General features: G+C 72.0%; 23 protein-coding genes. 11 read left to right on the top strand and 12 right to left on the bottom strand.

The window, feature by feature from the left end:
• Nucleotides 1–9: 9 nt before the first annotated feature.
• From ACUP6Y_RS06735 to ACUP6Y_RS06695, 9 genes are read left to right on the top strand one after another with little or no spacing between them, the layout of a single operon-like run.
• Nucleotides 10–186: a DUF6760 family protein gene (locus ACUP6Y_RS06735; RefSeq protein WP_462554977.1), complete on the top strand. Its 177-nt coding sequence runs from the start codon at nucleotides 10–12 to the stop codon at nucleotides 184–186.
• A complete protein-coding gene (locus tag ACUP6Y_RS06730) occupies nucleotides 176–652 on the top strand; it encodes a phage tail protein (protein ID WP_462554976.1) in 477 nt (158 codons plus the stop codon). The genes ACUP6Y_RS06735 and ACUP6Y_RS06730 overlap by 11 nt, the downstream gene beginning before the upstream one ends.
• Nucleotides 649–3261 carry a hypothetical protein gene (locus tag ACUP6Y_RS06725; protein ID WP_462554975.1) on the top strand — a complete coding sequence of 871 codons (2613 nt, stop codon included), beginning with the start codon at nucleotides 649–651 and terminating at the stop codon, nucleotides 3259–3261. The genes ACUP6Y_RS06730 and ACUP6Y_RS06725 overlap by 4 nt, the downstream gene beginning before the upstream one ends.
• Before the next feature lies 1 nt (nucleotide 3262).
• Complete coding sequence (locus ACUP6Y_RS06720) at nucleotides 3263–3916, top strand: CIS tube protein (RefSeq protein ID WP_462554974.1); 654 nt, start codon at nucleotides 3263–3265, stop codon at nucleotides 3914–3916.
• Entirely contained in the window at nucleotides 3916–5718 is a 1803-nt protein-coding gene (locus ACUP6Y_RS06715; protein ID WP_462554973.1) for a phage baseplate assembly protein V, read from the top strand. The genes ACUP6Y_RS06720 and ACUP6Y_RS06715 overlap by 1 nt, the downstream gene beginning before the upstream one ends.
• On the top strand, nucleotides 5718–6155 hold the full coding sequence (locus ACUP6Y_RS06710; protein WP_462554970.1) for a GPW/gp25 family protein: 438 nt from the start codon (nucleotides 5718–5720) through the stop codon (nucleotides 6153–6155). The genes ACUP6Y_RS06715 and ACUP6Y_RS06710 overlap by 1 nt, the downstream gene beginning before the upstream one ends.
• A 16-nt stretch (nucleotides 6156–6171) precedes the next feature.
• The gene (locus tag ACUP6Y_RS06705; RefSeq protein WP_462554968.1) at nucleotides 6172–8118 is read left to right on the top strand and encodes a putative baseplate assembly protein; all 1947 of its coding nucleotides are present in this window, start codon (nucleotides 6172–6174) and stop codon (nucleotides 8116–8118) included.
• Nucleotides 8115–8708, top strand: a complete 594-nt coding sequence (locus ACUP6Y_RS06700; RefSeq protein ID WP_462554967.1) for a phage tail protein — start codon at nucleotides 8115–8117, stop codon at nucleotides 8706–8708. The genes ACUP6Y_RS06705 and ACUP6Y_RS06700 overlap by 4 nt, the downstream gene beginning before the upstream one ends.
• Complete coding sequence (locus ACUP6Y_RS06695; RefSeq protein WP_462554966.1) at nucleotides 8705–9169, top strand: hypothetical protein; 465 nt, start codon at nucleotides 8705–8707, stop codon at nucleotides 9167–9169. The genes ACUP6Y_RS06700 and ACUP6Y_RS06695 overlap by 4 nt, the downstream gene beginning before the upstream one ends.
• A gap of 7 nt (nucleotides 9170–9176) precedes the next feature.
• Here ACUP6Y_RS06695 and ACUP6Y_RS06690 read toward each other — a convergent pair whose 3' ends face one another.
• The 7 genes from ACUP6Y_RS06690 to glf form a co-directional block, all read right to left on the bottom strand.
• Complete coding sequence (locus ACUP6Y_RS06690) at nucleotides 9177–9695, bottom strand: YbjN domain-containing protein (protein WP_462554964.1); 519 nt, start codon at nucleotides 9693–9695, stop codon at nucleotides 9177–9179.
• A complete protein-coding gene (locus ACUP6Y_RS06685; protein WP_462554960.1) occupies nucleotides 9692–12661 on the bottom strand; it encodes an eCIS core domain-containing protein in 2970 nt (989 codons plus the stop codon). Before ACUP6Y_RS06685 ends, ACUP6Y_RS06690 begins: the two co-directional genes overlap by 4 nt.
• Nucleotides 12654–14519: an AAA family ATPase gene (locus ACUP6Y_RS06680; RefSeq protein ID WP_462554956.1), complete on the bottom strand. Its 1866-nt coding sequence runs from the start codon at nucleotides 14517–14519 to the stop codon at nucleotides 12654–12656. Before ACUP6Y_RS06680 ends, ACUP6Y_RS06685 begins: the two co-directional genes overlap by 8 nt.
• A 141-nt stretch (nucleotides 14520–14660) precedes the next feature.
• The gene (locus tag ACUP6Y_RS06675) at nucleotides 14661–15425 is read right to left on the bottom strand and encodes an ABC transporter ATP-binding protein (protein WP_462554952.1); all 765 of its coding nucleotides are present in this window, start codon (nucleotides 15423–15425) and stop codon (nucleotides 14661–14663) included.
• Nucleotides 15425–16312, bottom strand: coding sequence for an ABC transporter permease (locus tag ACUP6Y_RS06670; protein WP_462554949.1), 888 nt, complete (start codon nucleotides 16310–16312; stop codon nucleotides 15425–15427). Before ACUP6Y_RS06670 ends, ACUP6Y_RS06675 begins: the two co-directional genes overlap by 1 nt.
• Nucleotides 16309–18318, bottom strand: a complete 2010-nt coding sequence (locus tag ACUP6Y_RS06665; RefSeq protein ID WP_462554945.1) for a glycosyltransferase — start codon at nucleotides 18316–18318, stop codon at nucleotides 16309–16311. The genes ACUP6Y_RS06670 and ACUP6Y_RS06665 overlap by 4 nt, the downstream gene beginning before the upstream one ends.
• Nucleotides 18315–19517, bottom strand: coding sequence for a UDP-galactopyranose mutase (gene glf, locus ACUP6Y_RS06660; protein WP_462554940.1), 1203 nt, complete (start codon nucleotides 19515–19517; stop codon nucleotides 18315–18317). Before glf ends, ACUP6Y_RS06665 begins: the two co-directional genes overlap by 4 nt.
• 98 nt (nucleotides 19518–19615) lie before the next feature.
• Here glf and ACUP6Y_RS06655 point away from each other — a divergent pair, with 98 nt between their 5' ends.
• Nucleotides 19616–20746, top strand: a complete 1131-nt coding sequence (locus ACUP6Y_RS06655) for a phosphatase PAP2 family protein (protein ID WP_462554935.1) — start codon at nucleotides 19616–19618, stop codon at nucleotides 20744–20746.
• Here the strand turns inward: ACUP6Y_RS06655 and ACUP6Y_RS06650 are convergent.
• The 5 genes from ACUP6Y_RS06650 to ACUP6Y_RS06630 are packed head-to-tail and all read right to left on the bottom strand — an operon-like array spanning nucleotide 20655 to nucleotide 23627.
• Complete coding sequence (locus ACUP6Y_RS06650) at nucleotides 20655–21593, bottom strand: glycosyltransferase family 2 protein (RefSeq protein WP_462554930.1); 939 nt, start codon at nucleotides 21591–21593, stop codon at nucleotides 20655–20657. The genes ACUP6Y_RS06655 and ACUP6Y_RS06650 overlap by 92 nt on opposite strands.
• Complete coding sequence (locus ACUP6Y_RS06645) at nucleotides 21590–22498, bottom strand: glycosyltransferase family 2 protein (protein ID WP_462554928.1); 909 nt, start codon at nucleotides 22496–22498, stop codon at nucleotides 21590–21592. Before ACUP6Y_RS06645 ends, ACUP6Y_RS06650 begins: the two co-directional genes overlap by 4 nt.
• Before the next feature lie 31 nt (nucleotides 22499–22529).
• The gene (locus ACUP6Y_RS06640) at nucleotides 22530–22970 is read right to left on the bottom strand and encodes a PIN domain-containing protein (RefSeq protein WP_462554927.1); all 441 of its coding nucleotides are present in this window, start codon (nucleotides 22968–22970) and stop codon (nucleotides 22530–22532) included.
• Complete coding sequence (locus ACUP6Y_RS06635; protein WP_462554925.1) at nucleotides 22967–23173, bottom strand: type II toxin-antitoxin system VapB family antitoxin; 207 nt, start codon at nucleotides 23171–23173, stop codon at nucleotides 22967–22969. Before ACUP6Y_RS06635 ends, ACUP6Y_RS06640 begins: the two co-directional genes overlap by 4 nt.
• A gap of 55 nt (nucleotides 23174–23228) precedes the next feature.
• Nucleotides 23229–23627, bottom strand: a complete 399-nt coding sequence (locus ACUP6Y_RS06630; protein WP_462554923.1) for a hypothetical protein — start codon at nucleotides 23625–23627, stop codon at nucleotides 23229–23231.
• A gap of 50 nt (nucleotides 23628–23677) precedes the next feature.
• Between ACUP6Y_RS06630 and ACUP6Y_RS06625 the strand changes: the two genes are divergently transcribed.
• Nucleotides 23678–24445, top strand: a complete 768-nt coding sequence (locus ACUP6Y_RS06625; protein ID WP_462554922.1) for an inositol monophosphatase family protein — start codon at nucleotides 23678–23680, stop codon at nucleotides 24443–24445.

The following is a 24445-nucleotide window of genomic DNA, read 5'->3' as shown; positions in this document are numbered from 1 at the left end:
GCCCACGGCATGTTGCGCTACCCCACCGACGCCCTGTGGCAGGAGATCGCCTACCTGGCCTACCACCTGCACTGGTCGATGGGCGAGCTGCTGGACCTCGAGCACATGGACCGGGTCCGGATGGTGCGGGCGGTCGTGGCCCTGAACGAACGAGCCTGGGAGGCGGTGCGCGAGCATGGGCAGTAGCAGTGTCACCCCGCTGGGGGGCGACCTCCCCGCGGCGAACCGGTTCGTCTTCGAGCTCGACGGCACCGAGATCGGCGTCTTCCGGGAGGTCCACGGCCTCCAGGTGACCGTCGCGGTCCACGAGTTCGCCGAGGGCGGGCAGAACGCCTACGCCCATCGGATGCCGGGGCGCATGACCTGGCCGAACCTGCTCTTCAAGCGGGGGCTGACCGACAGCAACGCCCTGTTCGAGTGGTTGGAGCGCAGCTCCGGCGAGGGCTTCGCCGCCGCGGGCAGCAAGCTGACCCGGTCCACCGGCGCCGTCACCGCGATCGACACCACCGGGGCCCGGCTGCGCTCGTGGGAGTTCCTCGACGTCTTCCCGGTGCGCTGGCGCGGCCCGGACTTCTCGATCGGCAGCCCGACGCCGCTCGAGGAGGAGCTGGAGGTCGCCCACCACGGGTTCCGGGCCAGGACCGTGACGTGACCGAGGACGCCGCACCGGCCACCGACGCGACCCGGCTCGGCCGGGCCGCCGCCGGCCGGCTCCGGCTGCCCGGCGCGGCGGTCCGCCCCGGCCAGCGCCAGGTCGGCATCCTGGCCCGCTCGGTCGGCCGCTTCGCCAACGGCGTCTCCCGTCCCGTCGACGTCCGCGTCGCCCTGCGCGGCCCCGGGCTCTCGGCCGGCGACATGCGCCCGCCGCGCTGGTGGACGCCGATGCCGCAGGACGGGGCGGACGGACCGGTGGCTCAGGCTGGAGACCGGGCTGGGGACGGGGCTGCCGTCCGACCCGCCGGAAGTGCGCCGGCCGGCGGGCCCGCACCCTGGCTGCGCGGCACCCGGTCGGTGGGCGCCGGCACCCTGCCCGGCCGTGGTCTGCCGCGCGCGGCGCGGACGGTCGAGGACGAGCAGAGCTACACGCCCGGCGGCATGCTCACCAACCTCACCTCGGTCGAGGCCCGGGTACGCCGCCACTCCGAGGTCACCGCCTCCGGGCCGATGCTCACCCAGGTCGACCGCCACAAGCTCACCGCCGTACGGCGCCCCCCGGTCGAGGGGCCCGCCGCCCCGGCACCCACGATCCGCCGCTCCCCCAGCCGTCCGGCTGCGTCCGCGTCGGCCGCGCCGAGTGCTCCGGCAGCCGCCCCGAGCGCTCCGGCAGCCACCCCGAGCGCTCCGGCAGCCACCCCGAGTGCCTCGGCGGCCACGACCCCGACGGCTCCGGTGACCCCGACCGCCGCAGCCACGCCCGCGTCGGCCGCATCCGTGCCCTCCTCCGTCGCGGCGGCCGTGCCTGCCGGCGCCGCTGAGCGGGCCGCCGCGCCGGGCCCGCGGGCGCCGTGGAGCCTGGCGGCCACGCCGACGCGGTTCTCCCGGAGCCTGGCGTCCCGGCCGCTGCGCACCCGGCCCCTGAGCGCCCCCACGGCTGCGATGCCCCAGCCCGGCTCCGCCGCCGGCCCGACTCCGACGGCGCTGGCCCCGACGACCCCGATCCGCGCCGCCGCGGTCGGGCTGCTCGATCGCGCGCCCGCCCTGCCCGGTCCCCTGCTGCTCGCGACGCGAGGTGCGGCAGCTCCCCCCACGGCAGCTCCCCCGACAATCGCTCCCCCCGCGACCGCGCCGGCCACGGGGGCATCGACCGTGCCGCCGCCGACCGCGCCGACCACGCCGACCACGCCGACCACGCCGACCACCTCGGGACCCACGGCCGGCCCGACCGTGCGCCGCCACGCCCGCCGAGGCACGGTGCCGAGCTCGCCGGCACCGGAGCCGGCCGTGGCGATGCCGGACCAGCTCGTGATCCGCCGCTGGACCCGGCACGGCCGCAGGAACACCGCGCTGGCGACCGGGTTCGGCGCCGACGCACCGATCCGTCCGGCGACGGCCGGCGCCCTGCGTACCGCGGCGCCGCCCGCCGGTGGCGCCGCCGCCGCGCCCGCGACGCCTCCCGCACCCGCCGGTGGCCCGGCGTCGCAGCCCGCCGCCTTCACGACCGCGCCCTGGGTCGCCGCCGCGGCGTCCCGCGCGCCGAAGACGGCGGGCGGCGCGCCGCTGATCGGCCGGCGACCAGCCCCGCCGACGACCGCTCCCGCTCCCCCAGCCGCCGCACCGGCACCGGCACCGGCACCGACGCCCTGGAGCCCCGCATCGCGCCCGGCCGGCGTCACTGCTCCCGACCAGCCGGCCTCGCCCGCCCCACCCGAGGTGGCGACCGCACCGGACGACACGGCCGCAGCGGCCGGCCCGGTCGCGACGCCCGCACCGGCAACCGCACCCGCGTTCGGCGGGGCCTGGGCACCCGCGCCGGGCGACCAGCCGCGCGCCGAGGCAGGCATCCTGGAGACGGGCACCGCCGCGCTCGCGGCGCCGGTCCGCATGGCCATCGGCCGGCGCGGTCCGGCGTTCCCCACGATGGCGCCGGCTCTCTCGGCGGCCGGCCCGGCCCGGCCCGACCCGGCCCAGCCCGACCCGGCTCCCGCCGGCGCGGCCGGGCCCGCCTCGACCGCCCTGCTGCGCAGCCTCCCGGTCGCCCCGCCGCGGACCGGGCCGGTGACCCGCGACCCCGCCGGCACCCCGACGGCGCCGGCAGCCACGACAGCGCCCCCGTCAGCATCCCCGGCGCGCCCCGCACTCCCGGCGCCGCTCGGCGCACCCGGTGTCCCGGCCACGTTCACCGCTGCCGACATCGAGCGGATCCGCAGCGGCGCCGGCTCGCTCCTGGAGCGCACGGCCGACCTCTTCGCCGCGGCACCCCTCGCCGCGGCACCCCTCGCCGCGACGCCGGCCGCCGGATCCGCCGTCAGCCCGTCCCACCCAGCATCGAGCCCAGCGCCCGGGTGGGAGCCCGACCGCAGCCCGGGAGGTCCTGCCGTGTTCCATCCGACCAGCACCGACAGCCACGCGTCGGCCTCCCGTCCCGACCCGTGGCGGGGCGGCGTACCCGACCCCTGGACCGAGATGACCGAGGCGCCCGACGAGGCCGAGCCGACCGGCGCCACCCTCGACCGGATCGTGGATGCGGTCGTCGAGCGGATCGAGGACCGCGTGATCGACGAGCTCGAGCGCCGCGGCCGCCACGAGTGGCGGGTGGTCTGAGATGCCGGAGCTGGAGAAGGCGTTCCTGGAGCTCGAGGGCGGCGAGCGGCTGCCCTGCCTCTACAACCCCGAGACGCTCAGCGTCGGGCGCCGCAACAACTGGGTGTCCAACCCGATGCCGGGCAAGGGCGTGCCGACCCTGCAGTACGCCGGCGCGGGCGGCGGCTGGATGCGGATGGACCTGCGCTTCGACACGACGGCCGACGGCACGCCGGTCACCAAGCACACCGGCAAGATCCTGAAGCTGATGGAGGTGGACCCGAACCTCCCCGGCACCGACCTGGAGCGCAACAACGCCCGGCCGCCGACCGTGACCTTCCACTGGGGGGACCTGCACTCGTTCCGAGCGGTGGTGTCCGACATCCGGCTCAGCTTCACCTACTTCTCCTCCGGCGGCGTACCGCTGCGCGCCGAGATCCAGCTCGAGCTGCGGCAGTACGAGAGCTCGGACGCGCTCGGCCCCCAGAACCCGACCTCGGGGACCCCGAAGCCGAGTCGCGTGCATCGGGTCCAGCCCGGCGAGACCCTGGACCGGATCAGCGCGCGCTACTACGGCGACGCGACCCGGTGGCGCCGGCTGGCGCGGGCCAACAACGTCGAGGACCCGCTCGCGCTGCGCCCCGGCGACCTGCTCGACATCCCGCGGGAGGGCTGATGCCCACCTCGACGTCGGCGATGCCCGTGCCCGCGGCCTTGGAGGTCGCGGGGGCGCCGCTCAGCGCGCAGCGCCTGGAGCTGCTGACCTCGCTGCGGGTGGAGACGGCGGTCAACCTGGTCGGCCGGCTGACCCTGCGCTTCGCCGACGTGGGCTACCAGCTGTCGTCCGGCGAGGTCTTCGGCATCGACGCGGCGCTGCGGGTGATCGTGCCCGGCGCGCAGCAGGTGCTCTTCCACGGCACCGTGAGGAGCATCGCCCTCGACCACTCGGCCGGGCAGGTGCCCGAGCTGGTGGTCGTCGCCGAGGAGCCCACCTGGCGTCTCGCGCGGGACACGACGATCGCGACGTACGAGCAGATGTCGGCCGCCGACGTGATCAACGCCCTGCTCCGGGCGGCCGGTCTCCGGCTGGCCAATAAGGCGCCCGCCCTCACGAGCCACCGGCCCGAGTACACGGCGAAGATCGGGTCCTCGCTCGCCCATCTCGACGAGACGGTGCGCGCCCACAACGCGATGTGGTGGTTCGAGGCACCCGACAAGGTGCATGTCGACCCGGTCGGCGCGGTCGTCCCGGCCTCGGTGCGGCTCGGCTTCCCCCGCAACGACGGCAATGCGACCCCCGACCAGCGCCTGCTCACCTTCTCGGTCAAGGCCACGGCGGGTGCGCCGCGGGAGACCGAGGTGACGGGCTGGGACCCCAAGACCAAGCAGTCGATCGCGGGCACCGCCCGGGCGGAGCCCGCCGAGCAGCATCACTTCGCGCAGCTCACCCGCCGCCCGGTGGGCGGCCCCAGCGACCGGGCTCTGCGCACCAACGCCGGGACGCCCCAGATCCAGGCCGAGGCGCTGACCCTTGCCAGGTCGATCCAGACCTCGATGGACTCCGACGCCCTGATCGGCCGGGGCACCGCCCTCGCCGACCCGCGGATCCGCCCGGGCGTGGCGGTCGAGATCACCGACGTGGGGCCCTCGTCGGGCACCTACCTGGTGACCCGGGTCGAGCACGTATACGACCGGCGCGGCTTCCACACCACCTTCCACACCGGCAGCCACCGGCCGCGCGGCCTGGTCGACACCCTCGGCGGGGTCCGGGCCGAGGCACGGGCCGAGGGGATCCAGGTCGGCATCGTGACCAATATCAGCGACCCCGAGAACCTCGGCCGGGTCCGGGTCAAGCTCCCGTCCCTGCTCGGCGACGACGTCGAGTCGGCATGGGCACGGGTGTCGACCTTCGACGCCGGCAACGGACGCGGGGCCACCTTCTTGCCGGAGGTCGACGACGAGGTGCTCGTCGGCTTCGAGGAGGGCAGTCTGCGCCGCCCGGTGGTGCTCGGCTCGGTCTTCGGCGGCAAGAACAAGCAGCCCGAGCTGGGACGCCTGCTCGGGCAGGGCAAGGTGAACACCCGGCGGCTCACCTCACGCACCGGGCACGCGCTCGAGATGGTCGACGAGGCGGGCAAGGAGGCCGTGCTCCTCAAGCACGGCCGCAAGGAGATGTCGATCAAGCTCGACGAGGCCTCCAACAGCTTGACCATCGAGGCCAAGGGCGGGGACCTCAAGCTCACCAACGGGCAGGCCACCGTCACCCTCGCCCGCAACGGCGACATCACCATCGACGGCACCGCCGTCAAGATCAAGGCCAAGGGCAACCTGTCCGTGGAGGCCACCGGCGCGACCAGCCTGAAGACCCCGGCGACCCTCAACATCGAGGGCAGCAGCACCACCGTCAAGGGCACGGGCAGTGCCACCTTCGAGGGCGGGATGACGACGATCAAGGGCGGGACGGTGTTGATCAACTGATGAGCATCGTGCCTGGAACCGGCCGCCCGGCCGAGGACGACTCCTCGTTCGTCGGGCGGGGATTCAGCTGGCCGCTCGGCGTCGACCAGACCGGGACCATCCGCCTCGCCGACGGACCGGCCTCGCTCGACCGGGCGATCACGCTGGTGCTGACGACCGCGCCCGGCGAGCGGCTGATGCGACCGGAGTTCGGCTGCCGGATCGCCGAGCTGCTCTTCGAGCCGGTGACCGGCAACCTGCTCGGTCTGATCGCGCAGTACGTCCGCGAGGCGCTGGCCCGCTGGGAGCCGCGGGTCGACGTCGAGGACGTCGTGGCCACGCCCGACCCGGCTCAGCCGTCGCTGGTCCGGGTCGCCATCAGCTACCGGGTGCGGGCGACCAACGACCGCCGCAACCTGGTCTACCCGTTCTACGTCATCCCGCACGACGCCGAGTGAGCCGAGGACCCGACCCATGCCGCTGCCCACCCCCAGCCTCGACGACCGGACCTTCCAGGACATCGTCGACGAGGCCAAGCGCCTGATCCCGCTCTACTGCCCCGAGTGGACCAACCACAACGTCTCCGACCCCGGGGTCGCGCTCATCGAGCTGTTCGCGTGGATGAGCGAGATGATCCTCTACCGGGTCAACCAGGTCCCCGACCGGCTCTACTCCCACTTCCTCAACCTGGTCGGCATCGAGCCGTTCGCGCCGTCGGTCGCCCGCACCGACCTGACCTTCTGGCTCTCGACCGCCCTCGACGTCCCCGTCGTCGTGCCCGCCGCCACCGAGGTCTCCACCCTCGCCTCGGGCGAGGCGGACCGGGTCGTGTTCAGCACCCTGCAGGACCTGAGCATCGCTCCCCCGCGCCTGGACGCCGCGATGACGGTCAGCGACGGCGGTCGGAGCGTGGTCGACGTCTGGGACGACGTCCGCTTCGACGCCGCCGGCGTGCGCTGCTTCGCCTCCCCCGACCTGTCGCCGGGCGACACCTTCTGCCTCGGCTTCCGCGACAGCCTGGCCGGGGTCGTGCTGCGCCTCGACATCGACGCCGAGGCGGAGGGCATCGGCGTCGACCCCACCAACCCGCCCCTGGCCTGGGAGATCTGGAACGGCGAGGGGTGGATCGGCTGCCGGGTCTTCGAGGACACGACCGGCGGCCTCAACCGGGCCGGCGCGATCTCCCTCCTGGTGCCGATCGAGCACGCTCCCCATGCGGTGGGCAACCTCGCGGCGTACTGGCTGCGGGCCCGGCTCCTGGCCCCGTCGGCCGGCGAGCCGACCTACCGCGCGTCCCCCCGGGTGCGCGCCGTCAGCGCCGCGGCGATGGGCGGCACGGTGACCGCAGAGCACGCCGAGCGCTTCCCCGCCGAGCAGTTGGGCCGCAGCGACGGCTCACCCGGCCAGGCGTTCGCGGCCGGGCACGCCCCGGTGCTGCCGCGCCGCCCGGACGAGGTCGTCGAGGTGGTCGACGGCGAGGAGACGGTGCGCTGGACGGAGGTGCCCGACTTCTCCGCGTCCGGGCCCGAGGACCGGCACGTGGTGTGGGACGACAGCACCGGGACGGTGCGGTTCGGTCCCCGGATCCGCTACCCCGACGGCTCCACCCGCCAGCACGGCGCCATCCCGCGCGACGGCACGTGGATCCGGGTGTCCGGCTACCGCTCCGGCGGCGGCCGCGCCGCCAACGTCGGGGTCCGCACCCTCACGGTCATGCGCTCCTCGGTGCCCTACGTCTCGGGCGTCGTGAACCTCGCCCCCGCGCGGGGCGGAGTCGAGGCCGAGTCGGTGGCCGAGGCCAAGGAGCGGGCCCCGCTGACGCTGCGCACCGGCCAGCGCGCGGTCACGGTCGACGACTACGAACGGCTCACCCTGGAGTCCTCCACCGAGGTGGCCCGCGCCCGCTGCCAGAGCGCCCAGCGCGGCAACGGCGCGGTCCAGCTGCTCATCGTGCCCCGCGTCCGCGGGGAGGTCGCCCAGCACACCCTCGACGACTACGCGCTGACGCCCACCCTGACCGAGACCGTCTCCCGGCACCTGGACCGGCACCGGATCGTCGGCACCGCCGTCGAGATCGGGACCCCCTACTACCAGGGCGTCTCCGTGGTCGCCCTCGTGCATGGTGAGCCCGGCCGGCCGCCCGCGCTGGTCCAGCAGCGCGCCGTGGAGGCGATCAGCCGCTTCGTCAACCCGCTCGTCGGCGGCACCGACGGGGCGGGCTGGCCCTTCGACAGCGACCTCAACGGCGCCGCGGTGACCCAGCTGCTCGAGTCCGTCGAGGGCATCGCCCGGGTGGAGGAGACCCTGCTCTACGAGTACGACCTGCGCACCGGGCGCCGACTCGGCGCGGCCAAGGAGGTCATCCGGCTGGACCGGCGCTCGCTGTTCCTCGCCGCCGCCCCGCAGGTGATCGTGCGATGACCCTGTCCCCCATCGTCACCCGGGTGCCGGCCGGCCGCGTCCGGCCTCGCCGCGACCCCGACTGGATGCTGCAGCAGCTCCCGGTGTCGATGACCGGCGAGGACTTCTTCGTCCGGTTCGTGTCGATCTTCCAGCACGTCGGGACCACGCTGCTGGAGGACGCCGACACCATCGAGCACCTCCTCGACCTCAGCGTCGCGCCCCCGGAGATGGTGCGCTGGCTGGGCTCCTGGATCGGGCTCGGCGCGCTCGACGCCTCGCTGCCGGAGGGCCTGCAGCGCCGGATCGTGTCCAGCGCAGCCCAGACCCTGGCCTGGCGCGGCACCAGCCACGGGCTGCGCACCTATCTCGAGCTGGTGACCGGCGCCGCCGTCACCATCGAGGAGGGCGGCGGGATCTGGGCGGCCGGCGAGGCGCCGGCGGACACGGCCTGGGTGCGCCTGCGGCTGGAGTCGACCGGCATGATGTCCGAGGCGGAGCTGGTCGAGGTCGTACGCGACGAGGTCCCCGCCCATGCACGCAGCGAGCTCCACGTGGCCGGCCGGCTGCTGTGGTCCTCGGCGGACGACGAGAAGGAGGCCGGCCGATGACGGCCGGAGAGCAGACCTTGAGCGGATCACCCGTGACCTGTCCCGAGTGCGGCACCCAGGCCAACGTCGCGCTGAGCCAGCGCGACGCGGCGGACTTCTGCGCCCGCTGCGACTACCCGCTGTTCTGGACGCCGCAGGACATCCAGCTCGGCGACCGGGACACCGACGGAGCCACGCTGCGCCGCCTGCCCGGCACCGCGGGCCAGGTCACCGTGGCGTCGGTGCCGTGCCCGCACTGCGGCGAGGTCAACCCACTCGCGGCCCAGACCTGCACCCGGTGCGGCCTGCCGATGGTGCTCGCCCCCCTGCCGGAGCCCGAGCCGGAGCCGGAGCCCGTGGTCGTCGTACCTCCGCCGGCCCCGCCGCCGCCCGAGCCGCGCTCGCTGTGGTGGCTGTGGACGCTGCTGGGCGTGACCACGCTGCTGCTGGTCGCCCTGCTCGTGTGGTGGCTGGCGTCCTGACCGGCTCTCAGCCGGCGTCGGGGTCGGCCTCGATCTCCGCGACGACCTGCGCCGGCTCGGCGCCCAGGGACACCGCGACCAGGCCCGTCAGGTAGCGGTCGAAGATCTCCACGTTCGCGGCGGAGAGGTCGTTGACGATCGCGTCGAGCAGGTCGTCGTCCTCGAGGATCTGCCGCGGCAGGGTGATCAGCTCGATGCCGGTGCGCAGCCGCGCCTCGCCCGTGTCGTGGTCGAACTCGAAGGCCGCCGCCACCAGGCCGTGGTTGATCCGGTGCAGCAGCTCGGCCATCGCGGGCCACCGCTCCGGTGCCGGGTCGACCGGCGAGAGCGAGTAGAAGACGAACCGGTCCGCGTCGTCGTCGGTGATGGCGAGGGCCGACCAGGCGCCGTCGGTGCCCTCCACCTCCATCGTGAACCCGGTGCCGTCCTCGAGCGCGGTCACCGGCCAGCCGCCCTTGTCGTAGACGCGGGCGGCCGCGCGCTGGACGGGTCCGTGGCGCACGGCCTCGGCCGGATCGGTGCTCACGCGATGCCCTCCTGGACGCGGCGCGCCACCTCGAAGTCGACGTACTCGAGGTTGCCCTCGTAGAACGGGTCGGTCCTCGGCAGGCTGCCGACGAGCTGGTAGAGCTCGGCCATGTTCGCCTTCGCGACCTTGGCGGCGAACGCCGGGTCGAACTGATGCACCGGGGCGACCTGCTTGGCGGCCTGCTTCTGCCCGTCGAGCTTGGCCCGCTTGTCGCGGTCGGAGCTGGTCCGGGACAGCTGGTCGGGGGCGACGCCGTTGGCGTGCTGCTCGCCACGGACCTTGGCGAAGGACTTCTCCGTCTTGTCCTCCCCGCGCAGGAAGTTGAGCAGGACCGATCCCTTGCCGCGGTCCTTCTTGCCGTGGTAGCCGAGCTTGTTCTTCTCGTCGACCAACGCCTTCGCGTCGGCGTGCTTCGTCTTGAGCTCGGCGATCTTCTTGCTGATCTTGTCCGGCAGGCCCGTGATGGCGCCGGCGACCTTGGAGGGCAGCTCCTTGATCTTGTCGAGGGTGCCCTTCTCCTCCTTCTTGCCGCCGCCGGGCCCGTCGTCGAGGCCGAGCTTCTCCTTGACCGCGTTCTTGGCGGACTCGATCTTCTCGGTCACCGTCTTGGGGTCGCCCTCGGCGTCGAGACCGTCGAGCACCTTGTCCCGGATCTCGTAGTGACGCATGCCGTCGATCTCGTTGTCGCGGATGCCGTAGCCCTTGAGCAGCTTGCGGGCGTAGTCCAGCTTGTGCTTCTGCGCCGAGACGATGATCACGTCGATCGAGGTGCCGATGTCGTACTTCAAGACGTCGCGGGACGCGCCCTCCTTGTGCTTGACCCCGAAGTCCTTCTTGGCGGTGGAGGACTGGCTCTCGTTGACGGTGTCGTAGATCTTGTGGCCGAGCTGGTGGGCGTAGTCGGTGATGGTCAGCGTGAGCTTCGCGGCCGCGGGGATGCCGAACCCGCCCGCGCTCGCGATCTCGGCGACGTGGAGGCCGAGCATCGTGATGTTCTTGGCCAGCCCGAAGGTGGCCTTCTCGACCAGCTGCGCGTTGCGGGAGTTGACCCGCTGCAGCGAGGCCGCCAGTGGCCCCTTCCGTGCGATGACGGCCTCGTCGACGGTGACCAGGCCCTCGCCGAGCCGCTGTCCCAGGGGAACCAGCTCGATGGCCTTGTCGATGGTGCCGAGGGAGGCGGTGATCAGCCCGACGATCGGGAGGGCGGTGCCCACGTCGCTGATCACCTGCGTCGAGCCGCCGAACTTCTCCACGCCCTCGCGCGCCGAGCGCAGCGTGATCTTGGTGATCTTCGCGCCCGAGCTGAAGGCGCCGACGGCCGTCTGGGTGGCCTTCAGCCGGGCACCCGGATCGGCCATCCCCTTCTTGATGTCGCGGATCTGGTCGGCCAGCCCGAGCAGCTGCGAGAGCAGGTTGAAGATCTCGGCGAGGCCGCCGACGCTCTTGGCGGCGAGCTCGTTGGCCTCGCCCGGCACGCCCTCCTTGTCGAGGTAGCCGCGGCTGATCAGCTGCTTGTTGAGCTGCTTGTCGCCCTTGCCTACCAGGCCGGTGACCGTCTTCGCGGTCTTCATGCCGCCCTGGGCGTCGAGCAGGTCCTGGTCGTGCCCGTAGCGCTCCTCGAACCCCTTGCGCGCGGAGTCCTTCTTGATCTGCTGCTCCTCGCCCTTGCTGACGGGGCGCTCCTCGGCGATCTCGGCGACCTTGTCCATGCCCTTCTTGCGCGCGCGCTGCCCGTCCTCCTGGCCGCGCTGCTCGAGGGTCTCGCCCTTGCTCTGGACGTTGCGGGCCCGCCGACGCTCGAGCTCGCGCTGCTCGGCGACCTTCTTGGCGGCGCCCTTGGGGGACATCGGGGCGCCGAAGGACGCCTCGTTGTCCTCCAGCTTCTTGGAGATGTCGCTCTGCTCCAGGGCCCGGGCCTCCGAGATCGCCTCGCGGACCTCGTTGAGCGCCTTGTCGAACTCGTCGTAGCGCAGCGGCCGGAACGCCCGCAGGTCCTCGGGCGCCTTGGCCCACAGCTCGTCGACGGCCTGCTCCTCCGCGAGGTCGGCCTGGGCCCGGAGCTCCTCGGTCTCCGGCTGTCCCTGGATCACCTCGTAGCGCGCCTTCGAGCGGACGTAGCGCTCCAGGTCGAGCTGGTCCTTGAGCTTCATCTCGAGGTCCTTGAGCGCCTGCGGCTTGAACCGCGGGTCGGTGCTGCCGGCGTACTCGCCCTTGATCTTCGCCGAGACCTCCTTGTTCTTGGCGTTGACCTCCTTGGCCTTGTGCCGCGTGGCCTTGTCCTTGGCCTTGAGCTCGGCGCGAGCCTTGATCAGCTCCTCCTTGCGCTTCTTCGCGTCCTCGGCCTTCTTCAGCTCCTCCGGCGACTTCTCCTTCCTCTTGAAGGGGTTCCACCGGTGGACGCCGGACTCGCCGGACACGACGTGACCGAGCTCGTGGGCCAAGACGTGCCGACCATGCTCCGAGCCGGCGTCGAACATCCCCTCACCGAAGTAGATGTCCTTGCCGGTGGTGAAGGCGTCGGCCGAGATCGAGCGGGACAACCGGGCCGCGGTGGCGTCGCGGTGGATCCGGACGTCCCCGAAGGACTGGCCGAAGGCGGACTCCATCGACGACCTGACCGGGTCGGGCAACGGCTCCCCGCCGCCGCGGCGCGCGCGGATCTCCTGCCGGGCGCCGGGGTCGAGGTCGCCCCCGGCGAGCCCGATCCGCCCTGGCGCCGCCGCGCTCGGGGCGCGCCGGATCCGGCCCTCGTCGCCGACCGCGCCGTCGCCACCGGCGCGGGCACCGCTCAGCGCCAGTGTCCCTCCGCGCGCCGCGAGCCGGGCCAGGGCCGCCTGGGCACGCGACTCCGCCTCGTGCTCGGCATGGTCGTCGGCCGCGCCCACCCGCATCGGCTGCTCGGTCAGCGGCGCCGGAGCGTCGTGCTCGTGGCCGGCCTGGGTCCGGTCGTGGTGCTCACTCATCGAAATCCTCCGTCTTCACCATCCGGCCGAGCTTGCGCAGCTCGCCGGCGATCGCCGCGTTGACGTGCGTCAAGGACACACCGGTCCCCTCCTCGACGGCCCGGAACGCCGCCGCGAGGACGATATTGCGGATCTGCCCGCCGGTGAGGTCGAACCGCGCCGCGAGCGCCGCGACGTCGAGCTCCTCCACCGGCATCCGACCGTCGGCGAGGTGGCGCTGCCAGATGGCCCGCCGCTCGTCGACGCTCGGCTCGGTGAAGTGGACGACCTCGTGGATCCGGCGCAGGAAGGCCTCGTCGATATTGCCCGGCAGGTTGGTCGCGAGGACCACCACACCGTCGTACGCCTCGAGCCGCTGGAGCAGGTAGGACACCTCGAGGTTGGCGTACCGGTCGCGGGCGTCCTTGACCTCGGCGCGCTTGCCGAAGACGGAGTCCGCCTCGTCGAAGAAGAGCACCGCGTTGCCGGCCGAGGCGGCGTCGAAGAGCCGGTCCAGGTTCTGCTCGGTCTCGCCGATGTACTTGCTGACCACGGTCGACAGGTCGATCCGATACAGATCGAGGTCGAGGCTGTGGGCGACCACCTCCGCGGCCAGCGTCTTGCCGGTGCCCGAGGGGCCCGTGAACAGCGCGACGACACCGCGCCCGGAGGCGGTCGTGACGCCCCACTCGTCGTACACCGTGGGGCCGTGGCGATAGCGGCCGACGACGGCGCGCAGCTGGGCGCTCTTGGCCTCGCTCAGCACCAGGTCGTCCCAGGACTTGCGCGGCCGCACCCGGTGGGCCAGCCGGGCGAGCGGGCCACCGAGCAATCGGCGTACGGCGGCGTCCACGTCCCCGTCGACCGCGGGCAGGGTACGCCGCACCTGGTCGAGCTGGGTGGCGTTGAGCCGGTGCGTGTGCGGCACGTCGCCGAGGGCCGCGCGCCACTCGTCCTCGTCGACGACGTCGTCGGCCGCGGCGAGCTCGATCCGGTGGCGCACCGGCATCGCGGTCAGCATCAGCTCGTCGCGACCCGTGACGACCCAGCGCAGATGCGTGGCCCGCTCGATCCACCGCCGGCCCGCCTCGGGCAGCTCGTCGTCGAGCTCGAGGACGATCCCGGCGCCGGCGATCGTGGCCTCCCTCACGAGGGCCGCCCAGCCGGCCTCACCGGCCGGCGTCGAGCTGACCAGCACGGTGGCCACGGGACAGTGCCGCATGCCGAGCTCGCGGCGCCGGATCCGGTCGGGACCGGTCACGAGCACCAGGCCGGGTGCCTGCTCGGCCGTGGCGTCGCCGGTGGCCCAGTGGCTGCCCAGCGGCAGGTCGGGGTCCGGCTCCGTGTCGCCCGCGAGTGCCCACACCAGGCTCGGTGCGAGCCGGATCCGGGTCGCGGCCCAGGTGCCGTCCTGGCTCAGGTCGACCAGCGCCGCGCGCAGCAGCGCGGACCCGGGACCGATCGCGGCCGCGCACCGGCCGACGTCGCCCAGCAGCCGGGCCGCGGCACCCAGACTCAGCCGGGCGCCCGGACCCGAGCCGTCCAGTGCCGCCACCTGTGCGGCCCGGGAGGCGTCGACCTCGACGGCCACCACCAGCGCCAGCAGCTCGGTGGCCTCCGCGCTCGCGCCGGCATTGGCGCACAGGGTCGCGAACGCCGACGGCTCGCCGACCAGCCTCGCGCGGGCCTGCTCCAGCTCCGCGGCGGTGCTGATCAGCTCGCCGGGCGCGCCGTCGAGGGCCGCGAGCGCGTGCGTGATCGCGGCGTCCGCGTAGGCCAGCATCGGATCGGTCGCCGGCGTGCGCGCAGCACCCGTCGTCATCGCGGCCACGCGGAGCGACGGCTCGGATGAGATCTCGGGTGTGACGGAGGTGACCACGCGCGCCTCCTTCGCGTGACGTGCCTCCGATCCTCCCGCTCCCGGTGTCCCCCGCGCAGCAAAACGGGAGAAGTCGGCACTGCCGGCTCGCAAGCACGAGTTCAAGCTGCGCCGGGTCGGCGACCCCCCGCGCGATCCAGCTCAGATGTCGTTGGCGATCTCGTCGTCGTCGATGTCGTCGCCCTCGTCGTAGCGCAGGTAGTGCACGGCCTCGACCGGGTCGCCGTCGAAGCCGAGGCGGCCCTTCTCGAGGACGAGCACCCGGTTGCACATCTTGATGACCGAGTCCGGCGAGTGGCTGACGTAGAACAGCGTGCGGCCGCTCTTGCGGATCTGCCGCATCCTCTTCATGCACTTGACCCGGAACGGCTTGTCGCCGACGGCGAGGACCTCGTCGGCGAGGAAGATGTCGGAGTCGACGTGGATCGCGATCGCGAAGCCGAGCCGGGCCTTCTGGCCCGAGGAGTAGTGGCCGACCGGGCCGTCGAGGGTGGGGCCGAGCTCGGCGAACTCGACGATGTCGTCGAACTTGCGGCGGATCTCCTGCTCGGTCATGCCGAGGATGGCGGCGTTGAGGTAGAGGTTCTCGCGACCGGTGAGCTGGTTGTGGAAGCCGGCACCGGTGGCGATCAGGCCGGCGATCCGGCCGCGGGTGAGGATCGATCCCTCGTCGGGGCGCATCACGCCGTTGATCATCTTGAGCAGCGTGCTCTTGCCGGAGCCGTTGAGGCCCATGATGCCGACCGACTCGCCCTGCTCGACGGTGAAGGAGACGTCGTCGACGGCCTTGAAGGTCTCCGAGGTCTGCCGGCCCTTGACCTTGGCGACGGCGACCTCCTTGAAGGTGCGGTGGTAGCGGAGGGTGAAGTACTTGGTCGCGTTCTCCACGACGATCGATGCGGCCATCAAAGACGCTCCGGGATCTTGTTCTCGAGCCTGCTGAAGACGAACTGGGCGGCGCACAGGATCAGCGCCGAGATGGCCACGATGACCACGCCGTTGAGCAGCAGGTGATCGGGCATCGCCGCGACCGCCTTGTGCCCGGGGTCGTCGACCGTGCCGACCCAGAAGGCCCGCTGGAAGAGGAGGACGGCGTCGGCCAGCGGGTTGTAGAGGTAGTACTGCGCGAACCGGCCGAACCGGTCGTCGACCATCGCGTACGAGTACATCATCGGCACGCCCCAGCGCACAAAGTTGTTGAAGACGCTGACGATGTTGCCGAAGTCGCTGAAGAAGACGTTGGCGGCGCTGAAGAACAGGGCTCCCGCCAGGCCGAGCAGCCCGCAGATGAGCAGGCCGAGCAGCAGCGCGACCAGGTCGACCGGCTCGGGGGTCCAGCCGGAGAGCAGCGAGGCGATGATCAAGATCACGATCTGCGGGAGGACGTGGTAGAGCGAGACCAGCATGGTCGCGACCGGGAACATCTCGCGTGGCATCGCCATCTTCACCACGAGAGCCCGGTTGCGCACGATCGAGCGCGTGCCCGCGCCGAAGGTCTCGGTGAAGAAGTGCACCACCGTCAGGCCGGCGAACAGGTGGATAGCGAAGTTCGGGATGTCCGCGTGCAGGTTGAAGATGAACCCCACGACGAAGTAGTAGATGAAGAACTGCGTCAGCGGGTTGATGTAGGACCACAGCAGGCCCAGGAAGGAGCCCTGGTAGCGGGCGCTGATCTCGCGCCGCACCAGCAGCGTGAGCAGGTACCTGCGGCGCAGCACCCCGACCAGGCCGTTGTCCGAGGACGGTGGCCGCAGCGGAGGGAGCCCGCTCTCGTCGACGCTCACGTCGGTCACTTCTCCTCCTCCATCCACGGCGCGAAGGTCTTCTCCCAGGTCTCCGGCGACGTGATGTCCCCCAGCGCGGCCCGGTACTGCGCGGCGATCTCGTCCCAGTCGCGGCGGAACCGGTTGTGGAGCTGAAGGGTACGACGGACCAGCGCCTTGTAGCGGTCCCGGTCGCGCTGGTAGAGCGCCGCCGAGGTGCCGTCGTTCATCGAGACGATCGCGGAGTCGAAGCCGGCGATCCGGTACCACTTGGCGTCCATCGCCCGGATCTCGACCTCGGGGAAGTCCCGGGACAGCTCGCGCGGCGCCTTGAGCTGGCGGATCGGCGCCAGCCCGGCGGTGACCAGCTTGGAGAGCCGGCCGGGGACGTCACTGAGGTCCTTGCCCTTGCGCGGCGGCTTCTCGCGGCGCACCGGCGCGAAGTCGTCGGCGTCGGCGTGCAGCTGGGCGTCGGTGAACTGCTTGCGGAAGGCGTTCACCTCGCCGAGGCGCGTGGGGAGCATGTCGTGCAGCCCGTGCGGACCGGCGAGGACGTCCTCGAGGGCCTGGATCCGCAGCTCGACGGTGGAGTACTGCATGGAGACCAGGTGGGCCAGGTCGAAGGCGAAGCTCTCCTGCAGCAGCCGGCCGCCGCGCGGGTAGCCGGAGTGCAGCAGGGCCGCGACGAACCGGTTGCGCTGGTGGAAGTAGGCCTGCCAGTCGAGGGCGTCGTTCTTGTCGGTCCACGGCACGTGCCAGACCGCGGCGCCCGGGAAGGTCACCGTCGGCACGCCGGCCGCGCGGGCTCGCAGGCCGTACTCGGAGTCGTCCCACTTGATGAACAGCGGCAGCGAGAGGCCGATGTCCTCGAGCACCGCGCGCGGGATCATACACATGAACCAGCCGTTGAAGTCGACGTCCTGGCGCTTGTGCAGCCACCGCGCCGAGCGCAGGTTGCGGGCACCGAAGTCCCAGTCCTGGTAGCCGTCCTTGGGCGACATCCACCAGAACCGGTAGGGCTGGACGATCTCGCCGAAGCTGTGCAGCCGGCTCTTGGCGTAGAGGCTGAACATGTGCCCGCCGACGATCGTGGGCCGCCTCGCGAGGTCGCCGAAGGTGACCGCGCGGATGATGCCCTCGGGCTCGCAGACGACGTCGTCGTCCATCATCATCGCGTACGTCGCGGTGCCCTTGCGCACCGACTCGAGCTGCCCGCGGGCGTAGCCGCCCGAGCCGCCGAGATTGCCCTGCTGGAGCACCCGCAGCCGGCCGCCGAGCCCCTCCTCGGCCCCCGGGAAGTACTCGCTGTCGCGGACCAGCTGGGTGCCCTGCTCCATCACGAAGACGGTGTCGAGGTAGGGCAGCAGCTCGGGGGTGCCGAGCTGGCCCAGCAGCTGGGCACAGAAGTCGGGCCGGTTCATGGTGGTGATGGCCAGGTCGACGGTGCCGTGCTCGGCGCGGTCGGCGGGCACCTCCGCGGTCCACTCGGCGGACTCGACGGTGACGTCGCCGTGGCCGGCCACGACGTCGTACCAGTACCAGCCGCCGTCGATGAACGGGCCGAGGGTCAGCTCGAACCTCAGCGTGGTCGGGCCGTCGGCCTCGGTGACCCCGCTGGCGACCTTCTGCTGGCGGCCGTTGGCCATCGACTTGGTGACGATCACGGTCGCCCCCGAGCCGCGCACCGTCACGCTCAGCGTCACGGAGCCCACCACGCTCCACCGGCGCCAGTATCCGGCCGGGAACGCGTTGAAGTAGGTGCCGAAGGACAGCTTCTCCCCCGAGGGGATCGAGACGGCGGTCCGCGACAGGACCTGGTCGGGGCGGATCGTGCGCCCGGTCGAGGTCTTCTGCCGGATGGCGGTGGCGTTGAGCTCCCGGGCGCCGCGGTTGCCGCCGACGACGTACTTGTCCTCGTCGAGGTTCGGCTCCTCGCAGTCGAGGTAGAGCGGCAGCACGTCGGGGTCGGTGTCGAGGGGCAGGATCTGGCGCTGCAGCAGCCGCTGCACGGTGGCTGCCTCGACCGTGCCGCTCACTGCTCCACCCCGCCGCTCTTCAGCTCGGCGCCGTCGGCGAAGTGGGGCTTGAGCTTGTTGTCGTACATGGAGAGCGCGGCGGCGATGGCCATGTGCATGTCGAGGTACTGGTAGGTGCCGAGCCGGCCGCCGAACAGGACCATCGGCTCGCGCTCGGCGAGGTCGCGGTACTTGAGCAGCTTCTCGCGGTCCTCGGCGGTGTTGACCGGGTAGTAGGGCTCGTCGGTGTCCTCCGCGAACCGGCTGTACTCCCGCACGATGACGGTCCGGCCCTCCGGGTAGTCGCGCTCGGGGTGGAAGTGCTTGAACTCGTGGATCCGGGTGAAGTCGACGTCCGGGTCGGGGTAGTTCATCACGGCGCAGCCCTGGAAGTCGTCGACCTCGAGCACCTCGGGGACCAGGTCGACCGTACGCCAGGACAGCCGGCCCTCGCTGTTGGCGAAGTACTCGTCGACCGGGCCGGTGTAGACGATCGGGACCTTGCCCTTGTAGCGCTCCGCGACGCCGTCGGCGAGGAAGTCGGTCTCGAGCACGACCTCGATGTTCGGGTGGTCGGCCATCCTGGCCAGCCAGGCGGCGTACCCGTCGGTGGGCAGGCCCTCGTACGTGTCGTTGAAGTACCGGTTGTCGTAGGTGTAGCGCACCGGGAGCCGGCTGATGATGTCGGCCGAGAGCTCCTCGGGCGCGGTCTGCCACTGCTTGGCGGTGTAGTGGGCGATGAACGCCTCGTAGAGCGGACGGCCGATGAGGGAGACGCCCTTCTCGACGAAGTTCTCCGGCTCCTTGTCGCCCAGCTCGCTCGCCTGCTCCCTGATGAGCGCGCGCGCCTCTGCGGGCGTGTACGCCGCGTCGAAGAACTGGTTGATCGTGCCGAGGTTGATCGGCAGCGGGTAGACCTGCTGGTGGTGCGTGGAGTAGACGCGGTGCTGGTAGCCGGTGAACGAGGTGAACCGGTTGACGTACTCCCACACCCGCTCGTTGCTGGTGTGGAACAGGTGCGCGCCGTACTTGTGGACCTCGATCCCGGTCTCCGGCTCCGGCTCGCTGTAGGCGTTGCCGCCCAGGTGGGAGCGGCGCTCGATGACCAGGACCCTCAGTCCGAGGTCGTTGGCGCAGCGCTCGGCGACGGTCAGACCGAAGAAGCCGGAGCCGACGACGACCAGATCCGGAAGGTCGGGGTTCGACGAGGTGAGAGACACGTTCGGTGAGTTTACGGATGTTCCCCGTCCTTCCCCATTCGGACGCGCTGCCGGGTCCTGTCCGGCTTCTCGATGGGCGCGGCGCATATCCTGTTCTGGTGTATACCCACCAGTCGACCGGACGCGGCGCGCCATCGTTTGCTCTCGCCTGGCTCGCCGGCCTCGGTCTGGCCGTCGCCACCGTGGCGTTCTCCAAGTTCGAGGACATCCCGATCGAGGACCCCGACAGCCTGATCCCCGGCTACATCCGCTTCCCCGCGATCGTCCTCGGCGCGATCGCGCTCGACGTGGTCCCCCACACCTTCCTGGGCGCCGGCCGCCCCGGCGGCGGCTGGCTGCGCCGGATCCGCACCGCCTTCCGCACCGTGATGCGCGAGCGCTGGCCGCTGTCGCACTGGAAGTTCGCGCTCAACGGCGTCATCGCCTGGTACCTGTGCTACGCCGCCTTCCGCAACGTGAAGAGCATGGCGCCGTTCGTCCACGAGAAGATCTACGACGACCCGCTGGCCGGGATCGACAAGTTCCTCTTCGCCGGCCACGACCCGGCCGCCGTGCTGCACGCCTGGTTCGGCACCGGGCTCGCCGCCCACTTCTTCTCGTCGGTCTACATCGTGTGGATCGCGCTGGTCCCGGTCTCGATCGCGATCGCCCTGGTCTGGACCCGGCAGACGCGCGCCGGTGAGTGGTACGTCACAGCGGTCGCCGTCGACTGGGCCCTCGGCGCGCTGCTGTACGTGCTGGTGCCGACGGTCGGCCCGATCTACTCCGACAGCAGCACCTTCGCGGCGCTGCCCGAGACGTACGTGAGCAAGCTCGCGGACTCGATGTGGGACGACCGGGTCAACACCCTCGCGACCCACGGCGAGTCCGGCCTGCAGACGATCGCGGCGTTCGCGTCCCTGCACGTCGGCATCATGATGACGATCTGCCTCATCGTGCAGGCGGTCAAGCTGGCCCGCTGGGTGCGGATCAGCGCCTGGACGTTCTTCGGCCTGACCGTGCTCGCGACGGTCTACCTCGGCTGGCACTTCTTCGTCGACGTGATCGCCGGCGCCGCGCTCGGCGCGTTCGCCGTGTGGCTCGCGGGCATCGCGACCGGCAACCGGGTCGGCCTGCGCGCCCGCCTGGTGCCCGAGGTCAGCGAGCCGGCCGTCCCCGCATCCGCCAGCCATCCCGAAGCGCTCGCGTCACGTTCGCTGCCTCGGCCCGACCGCCCCGCAGCGGACTGAGCAGCACGACGACGAGCGCGATCAGCGCCGGCTTGAGCCGCACGAGCGGGTTCTCGCCGTACCGGAAGTGGACGACGAACAGGTTGCGGTACATGTAGTACCCCTTCCAGCCGGCGAGGTCGTGCTGCTGGTCGAAGTCGAGCTGGCGCACCAGCACGGCGTCGCGCACCGCGCGGATCGCGAAGCCGGCACGGCGCGCGCGGATCGCGAAGTCCACGTCGTCGTAGAAGATGAAGAAGGACGCGTCGGGCAGCCCGATCCGGTCGATCACCTCCCGCCGCACGAGGAAGCCCTCGAAGGCGACGTTCTCGACCTCCACGCTCGCCGGCATCGCGGCCCGGCTGGGGTACGTCGAGTCGATGCTGGCCGTCTTCGGGCGGATCGCCAGCGGGTTGCGCAGGTCGAAGCGCAGCGCCGCCTTCTCGACGAGCGCACCCGAGCGGTCCTCGCGGACCGCGATCAGGCAGGATCCGTCGGCCTCGAGGAGCCGGGTGAGGCAGTCGGGGGCCGGGACGACGTCGTCGTCCATGAGCCACATCACGTCGTAGCCCTCGTCGTGTGCGCGCTTCAGGCCGAGGTGGAAGCCACCTGCTCCCCCGAGGTTGTCGGTGGTGCGGACCGTGACCAGGCCGGCCAGCGCGCTGTGGGCCAGCACCTGCGGGGTGTGGTCGGTGCTCGCGTTGTCGACCACGAACACCGCGTCGGGGGCCCGGTCGAGCGCGGCGAGGCCTTCGAGCATGCCGCGGAGCAGGTCGGCGCGGTTGTAGGTGACGACGACGACCGCGACCTTCTCGAGCACCCCGGAGGTCGAGGAGGTCGCGCTGCGACCGTCTCGAGACCCGCTCACCGCAGATACCTCCGGTGGCCGGTGAAGTCGCCGCGCAGGCCGGCGACCGCGGCGCGTGCGCTCAGCGGGATCCGGGCCGGCTGCGGCTTCGTGAACAGGTAGAACCACACGGTCTTCAGCCAGAACAGCAGCACGTGCGCCCAGCCGCGGTAGGTGCGCAGGTTGAGCGTGTTGTTGCGCGCCATGCAGTAGTGCTTGAGGTCGCTGGCCGTGTGGTTGTACGTCGTTCGGCCGAGCATCATCGGCGTCCCGAGGTCGTCGGTGGCAGGGTGGAGGAAGTGGGCCTCGACGACCGTGGCGATCCGGGCGCCGGCCCGCTGGGCACGCCACAGGTACTCCACGTCGTCGCCCCAGATGAAGAACTCCTCGCGCGGCAGCCCGATCCGCTCGACCAGGTCGCGGGTGACGAGCACGCCGTTGAACGGGATCACGACGTCGTCGATCAGCCCGTCACGCGCCGCGGCCTCGACGGCGGCCATCTCGTGGACGACCCGGGTCCCGCCGGGCAGCCGGATCGGGAAGCACAGCCGCGCCGGGTCCTGCTCGGCGAGCACCACCGGCCCGCAGAACTCGAGGCCGTCGCGCTGCTGGCGCCGTAGGAGGAGGTCGAGGCAGTCGGGGGCGGGCAGGCCGTCGTCGTCCATCAGCCACACCAGGTCCGCGCCCTCGCGCACCGCCCAGCCCAGGCCGTGATGGAAGCCGCCCGCGCCGCCGGTGTTCGTTGCCAGCGTCTCGTGGCGGACCCGCTCGTCGCCGAGCCCCGCCAGCCACTCCCCCGTGCCGTCGGTCGAGGCGTTGTCGACCACGAGGATCCGCTCCAGGCCGGCGATCTCCTGCAGTCGCGGGACGAGTCGCTGCAGCATCGTCAGCCGGTTGAAGGTCACCACGACGGCCTGCACGCGCACGGCGCTCACCCTACTGGGGAGGGCGCGCCGGTCAGGCGACCGTCCCGCGTGGGACGATCCACTGCGCCCTCAACTCCGGGCGGACCCGCACCGCGTGGTCGAAGTCAGCGTCGTAGTGCATGACGGTGACTGTCTGATTCTCATTCGAATGACGCAATGCGGTCGCGGCGATCTGGAGGTCGCTCACTCCGACTGCACGTCCCAGCCCCGCCCCGAAGAGCAGTCCCTGCATCTCGACGGCGATCCGGGCGACATCCTCATCTGGGGGCAGGTACACCTTCGCCCTCCGATTCGCGTCGAGAATGACGCGATAGTCGGCCGGGCTCTTGGCCGAATAGCACTCCTCCAACATCTGCGGGAGACAACTGGCCAGCTCGCCGGTGGCCAGCAGCGCGACCACCGCCTCAGCCACCGCCGGCGCCCGATGGACGCGCTGAGTCACGGAGTTGTCGAGCAGGTACAGCTGCCTCATCGCTGTGCTTGGGCGACAACCTCAGGCTCGTCCAGTGCGCGCGCGATCCCGGACCGAAGCTGCTCCAGGTATTCCAGAGCACGCGCCTTGCGAACCACCTGCTCCAGCGCCTCGGTCACCGTCCCGCGCTTGGTGGGCTGCCCTGTCGCCGCCATGGCATCGGCCATCAGGTTCTCGTCCACGTCGATCAGCGTCTTCGTCATCCATGCCCCCTGAGATATCCGAACTTCATCTCCAAGATATCACCCAGGGTGTGGGTCAACACCCGTCTTCGGCCCGCAGCAGCGCGTCGGGGTCGAGCCGGGGCGGGATCGCGGCGAGCGCGGCCTGGACCAGCGCGGTGCGCGCCTTGACCTCGACCGCGCGGCGCAGCCGGCCCCTGCCGGTCCGGACCAGAGCCTCCACGACCTCCGCGACCTGGCGGTCGTCGTACGCCGGCCGGGTGCCGGGGGCGACGTCGACGTCGGGCAGCGCGACGAGCACGGGCAACACCTGCTCGCCGAGGGCGTCGAGCACCTTGAACCGCTGGTAGCGATCCATCTGCCCCCAGGCCGTGTCGACGTCGACGCCCCGCTTGCGCAGGCGGCGGTCCGCGGCCAGCACGACCTTGGCCGCGCCGGCGAGCGCTGCGGTCAGCTCGTGCTCGGTGAAGCGCATGGCCCTACCCAACCTCACGAGGCCGGGCGCTGTCCCGTTACCGTGGCGCTGTGGACACTGCCGCCGTGCTGACCCTGCTCCAGGACGTCGCCGCGGAGGTGATCGACCCCCGGTTCCGCGCGCTCGCCGACGAGCAGGTCTCGGAGAAGAACCCGGGCGACCTCGTCACCGTGGCCGACCACGAGTCCGAGGAGCTGATCACCGCGGCCCTGCAGGCGGCCTACCCGGACGCGCTGGTGCTCGGTGAGGAGGCGATGGCGGCCGACCCGACGCTGCTCGACCGCTTCGCCGCCGCCGACCACGCCTTCACCGTCGACCCGGTCGACGGCACCAAGAACTTCGTCAACGGCTCCCCCGACCACGCCGTCATGGTCGCCGAGGTCCGCGGCGACACGGTCATCCGCGGCTGGATCTGGCAGCCGCAGCACGCCACGTCGTACGTCGCCGAGCTCGGCGCCGGCGCCTGGCGCAACGGCGAGCGGCTCGGCGTGACCGCGGCCGGCGGCGGGGTGCCCTTCCGGACCGCCCGGCGCGCCTGGGTCGGCCAGGACCTCGGCGGTCTCGGCACCCTCGAGCTGACCTGGGCCTGCTGCGGCGTCGACTACCCGCACCTGATCGCCGGCGACGCCCGCGCGCTCGTCTACAGCCGCAGCATGCCCTGGGACCACCTGCCCGGCGGGCTCATCCTCACCGAGGCCGGCGGCGCCATCGGGCAGCACGACGGCTCGCCGCTCCAGCCGCGGCACCTCGCCGGTGGGCTGGTCGCCGCTCCCGATCGGGCGACGTACGACGCCGTGGTGGCGGCGCTGCCGCTGTAG

Source organism: Nocardioides sp. S5-5 (assembly GCF_054954065.1).
The sequence above is the reverse complement of the archived record's forward strand: the minus strand, read 5'-3'. Positions and strand labels throughout refer to the sequence as shown.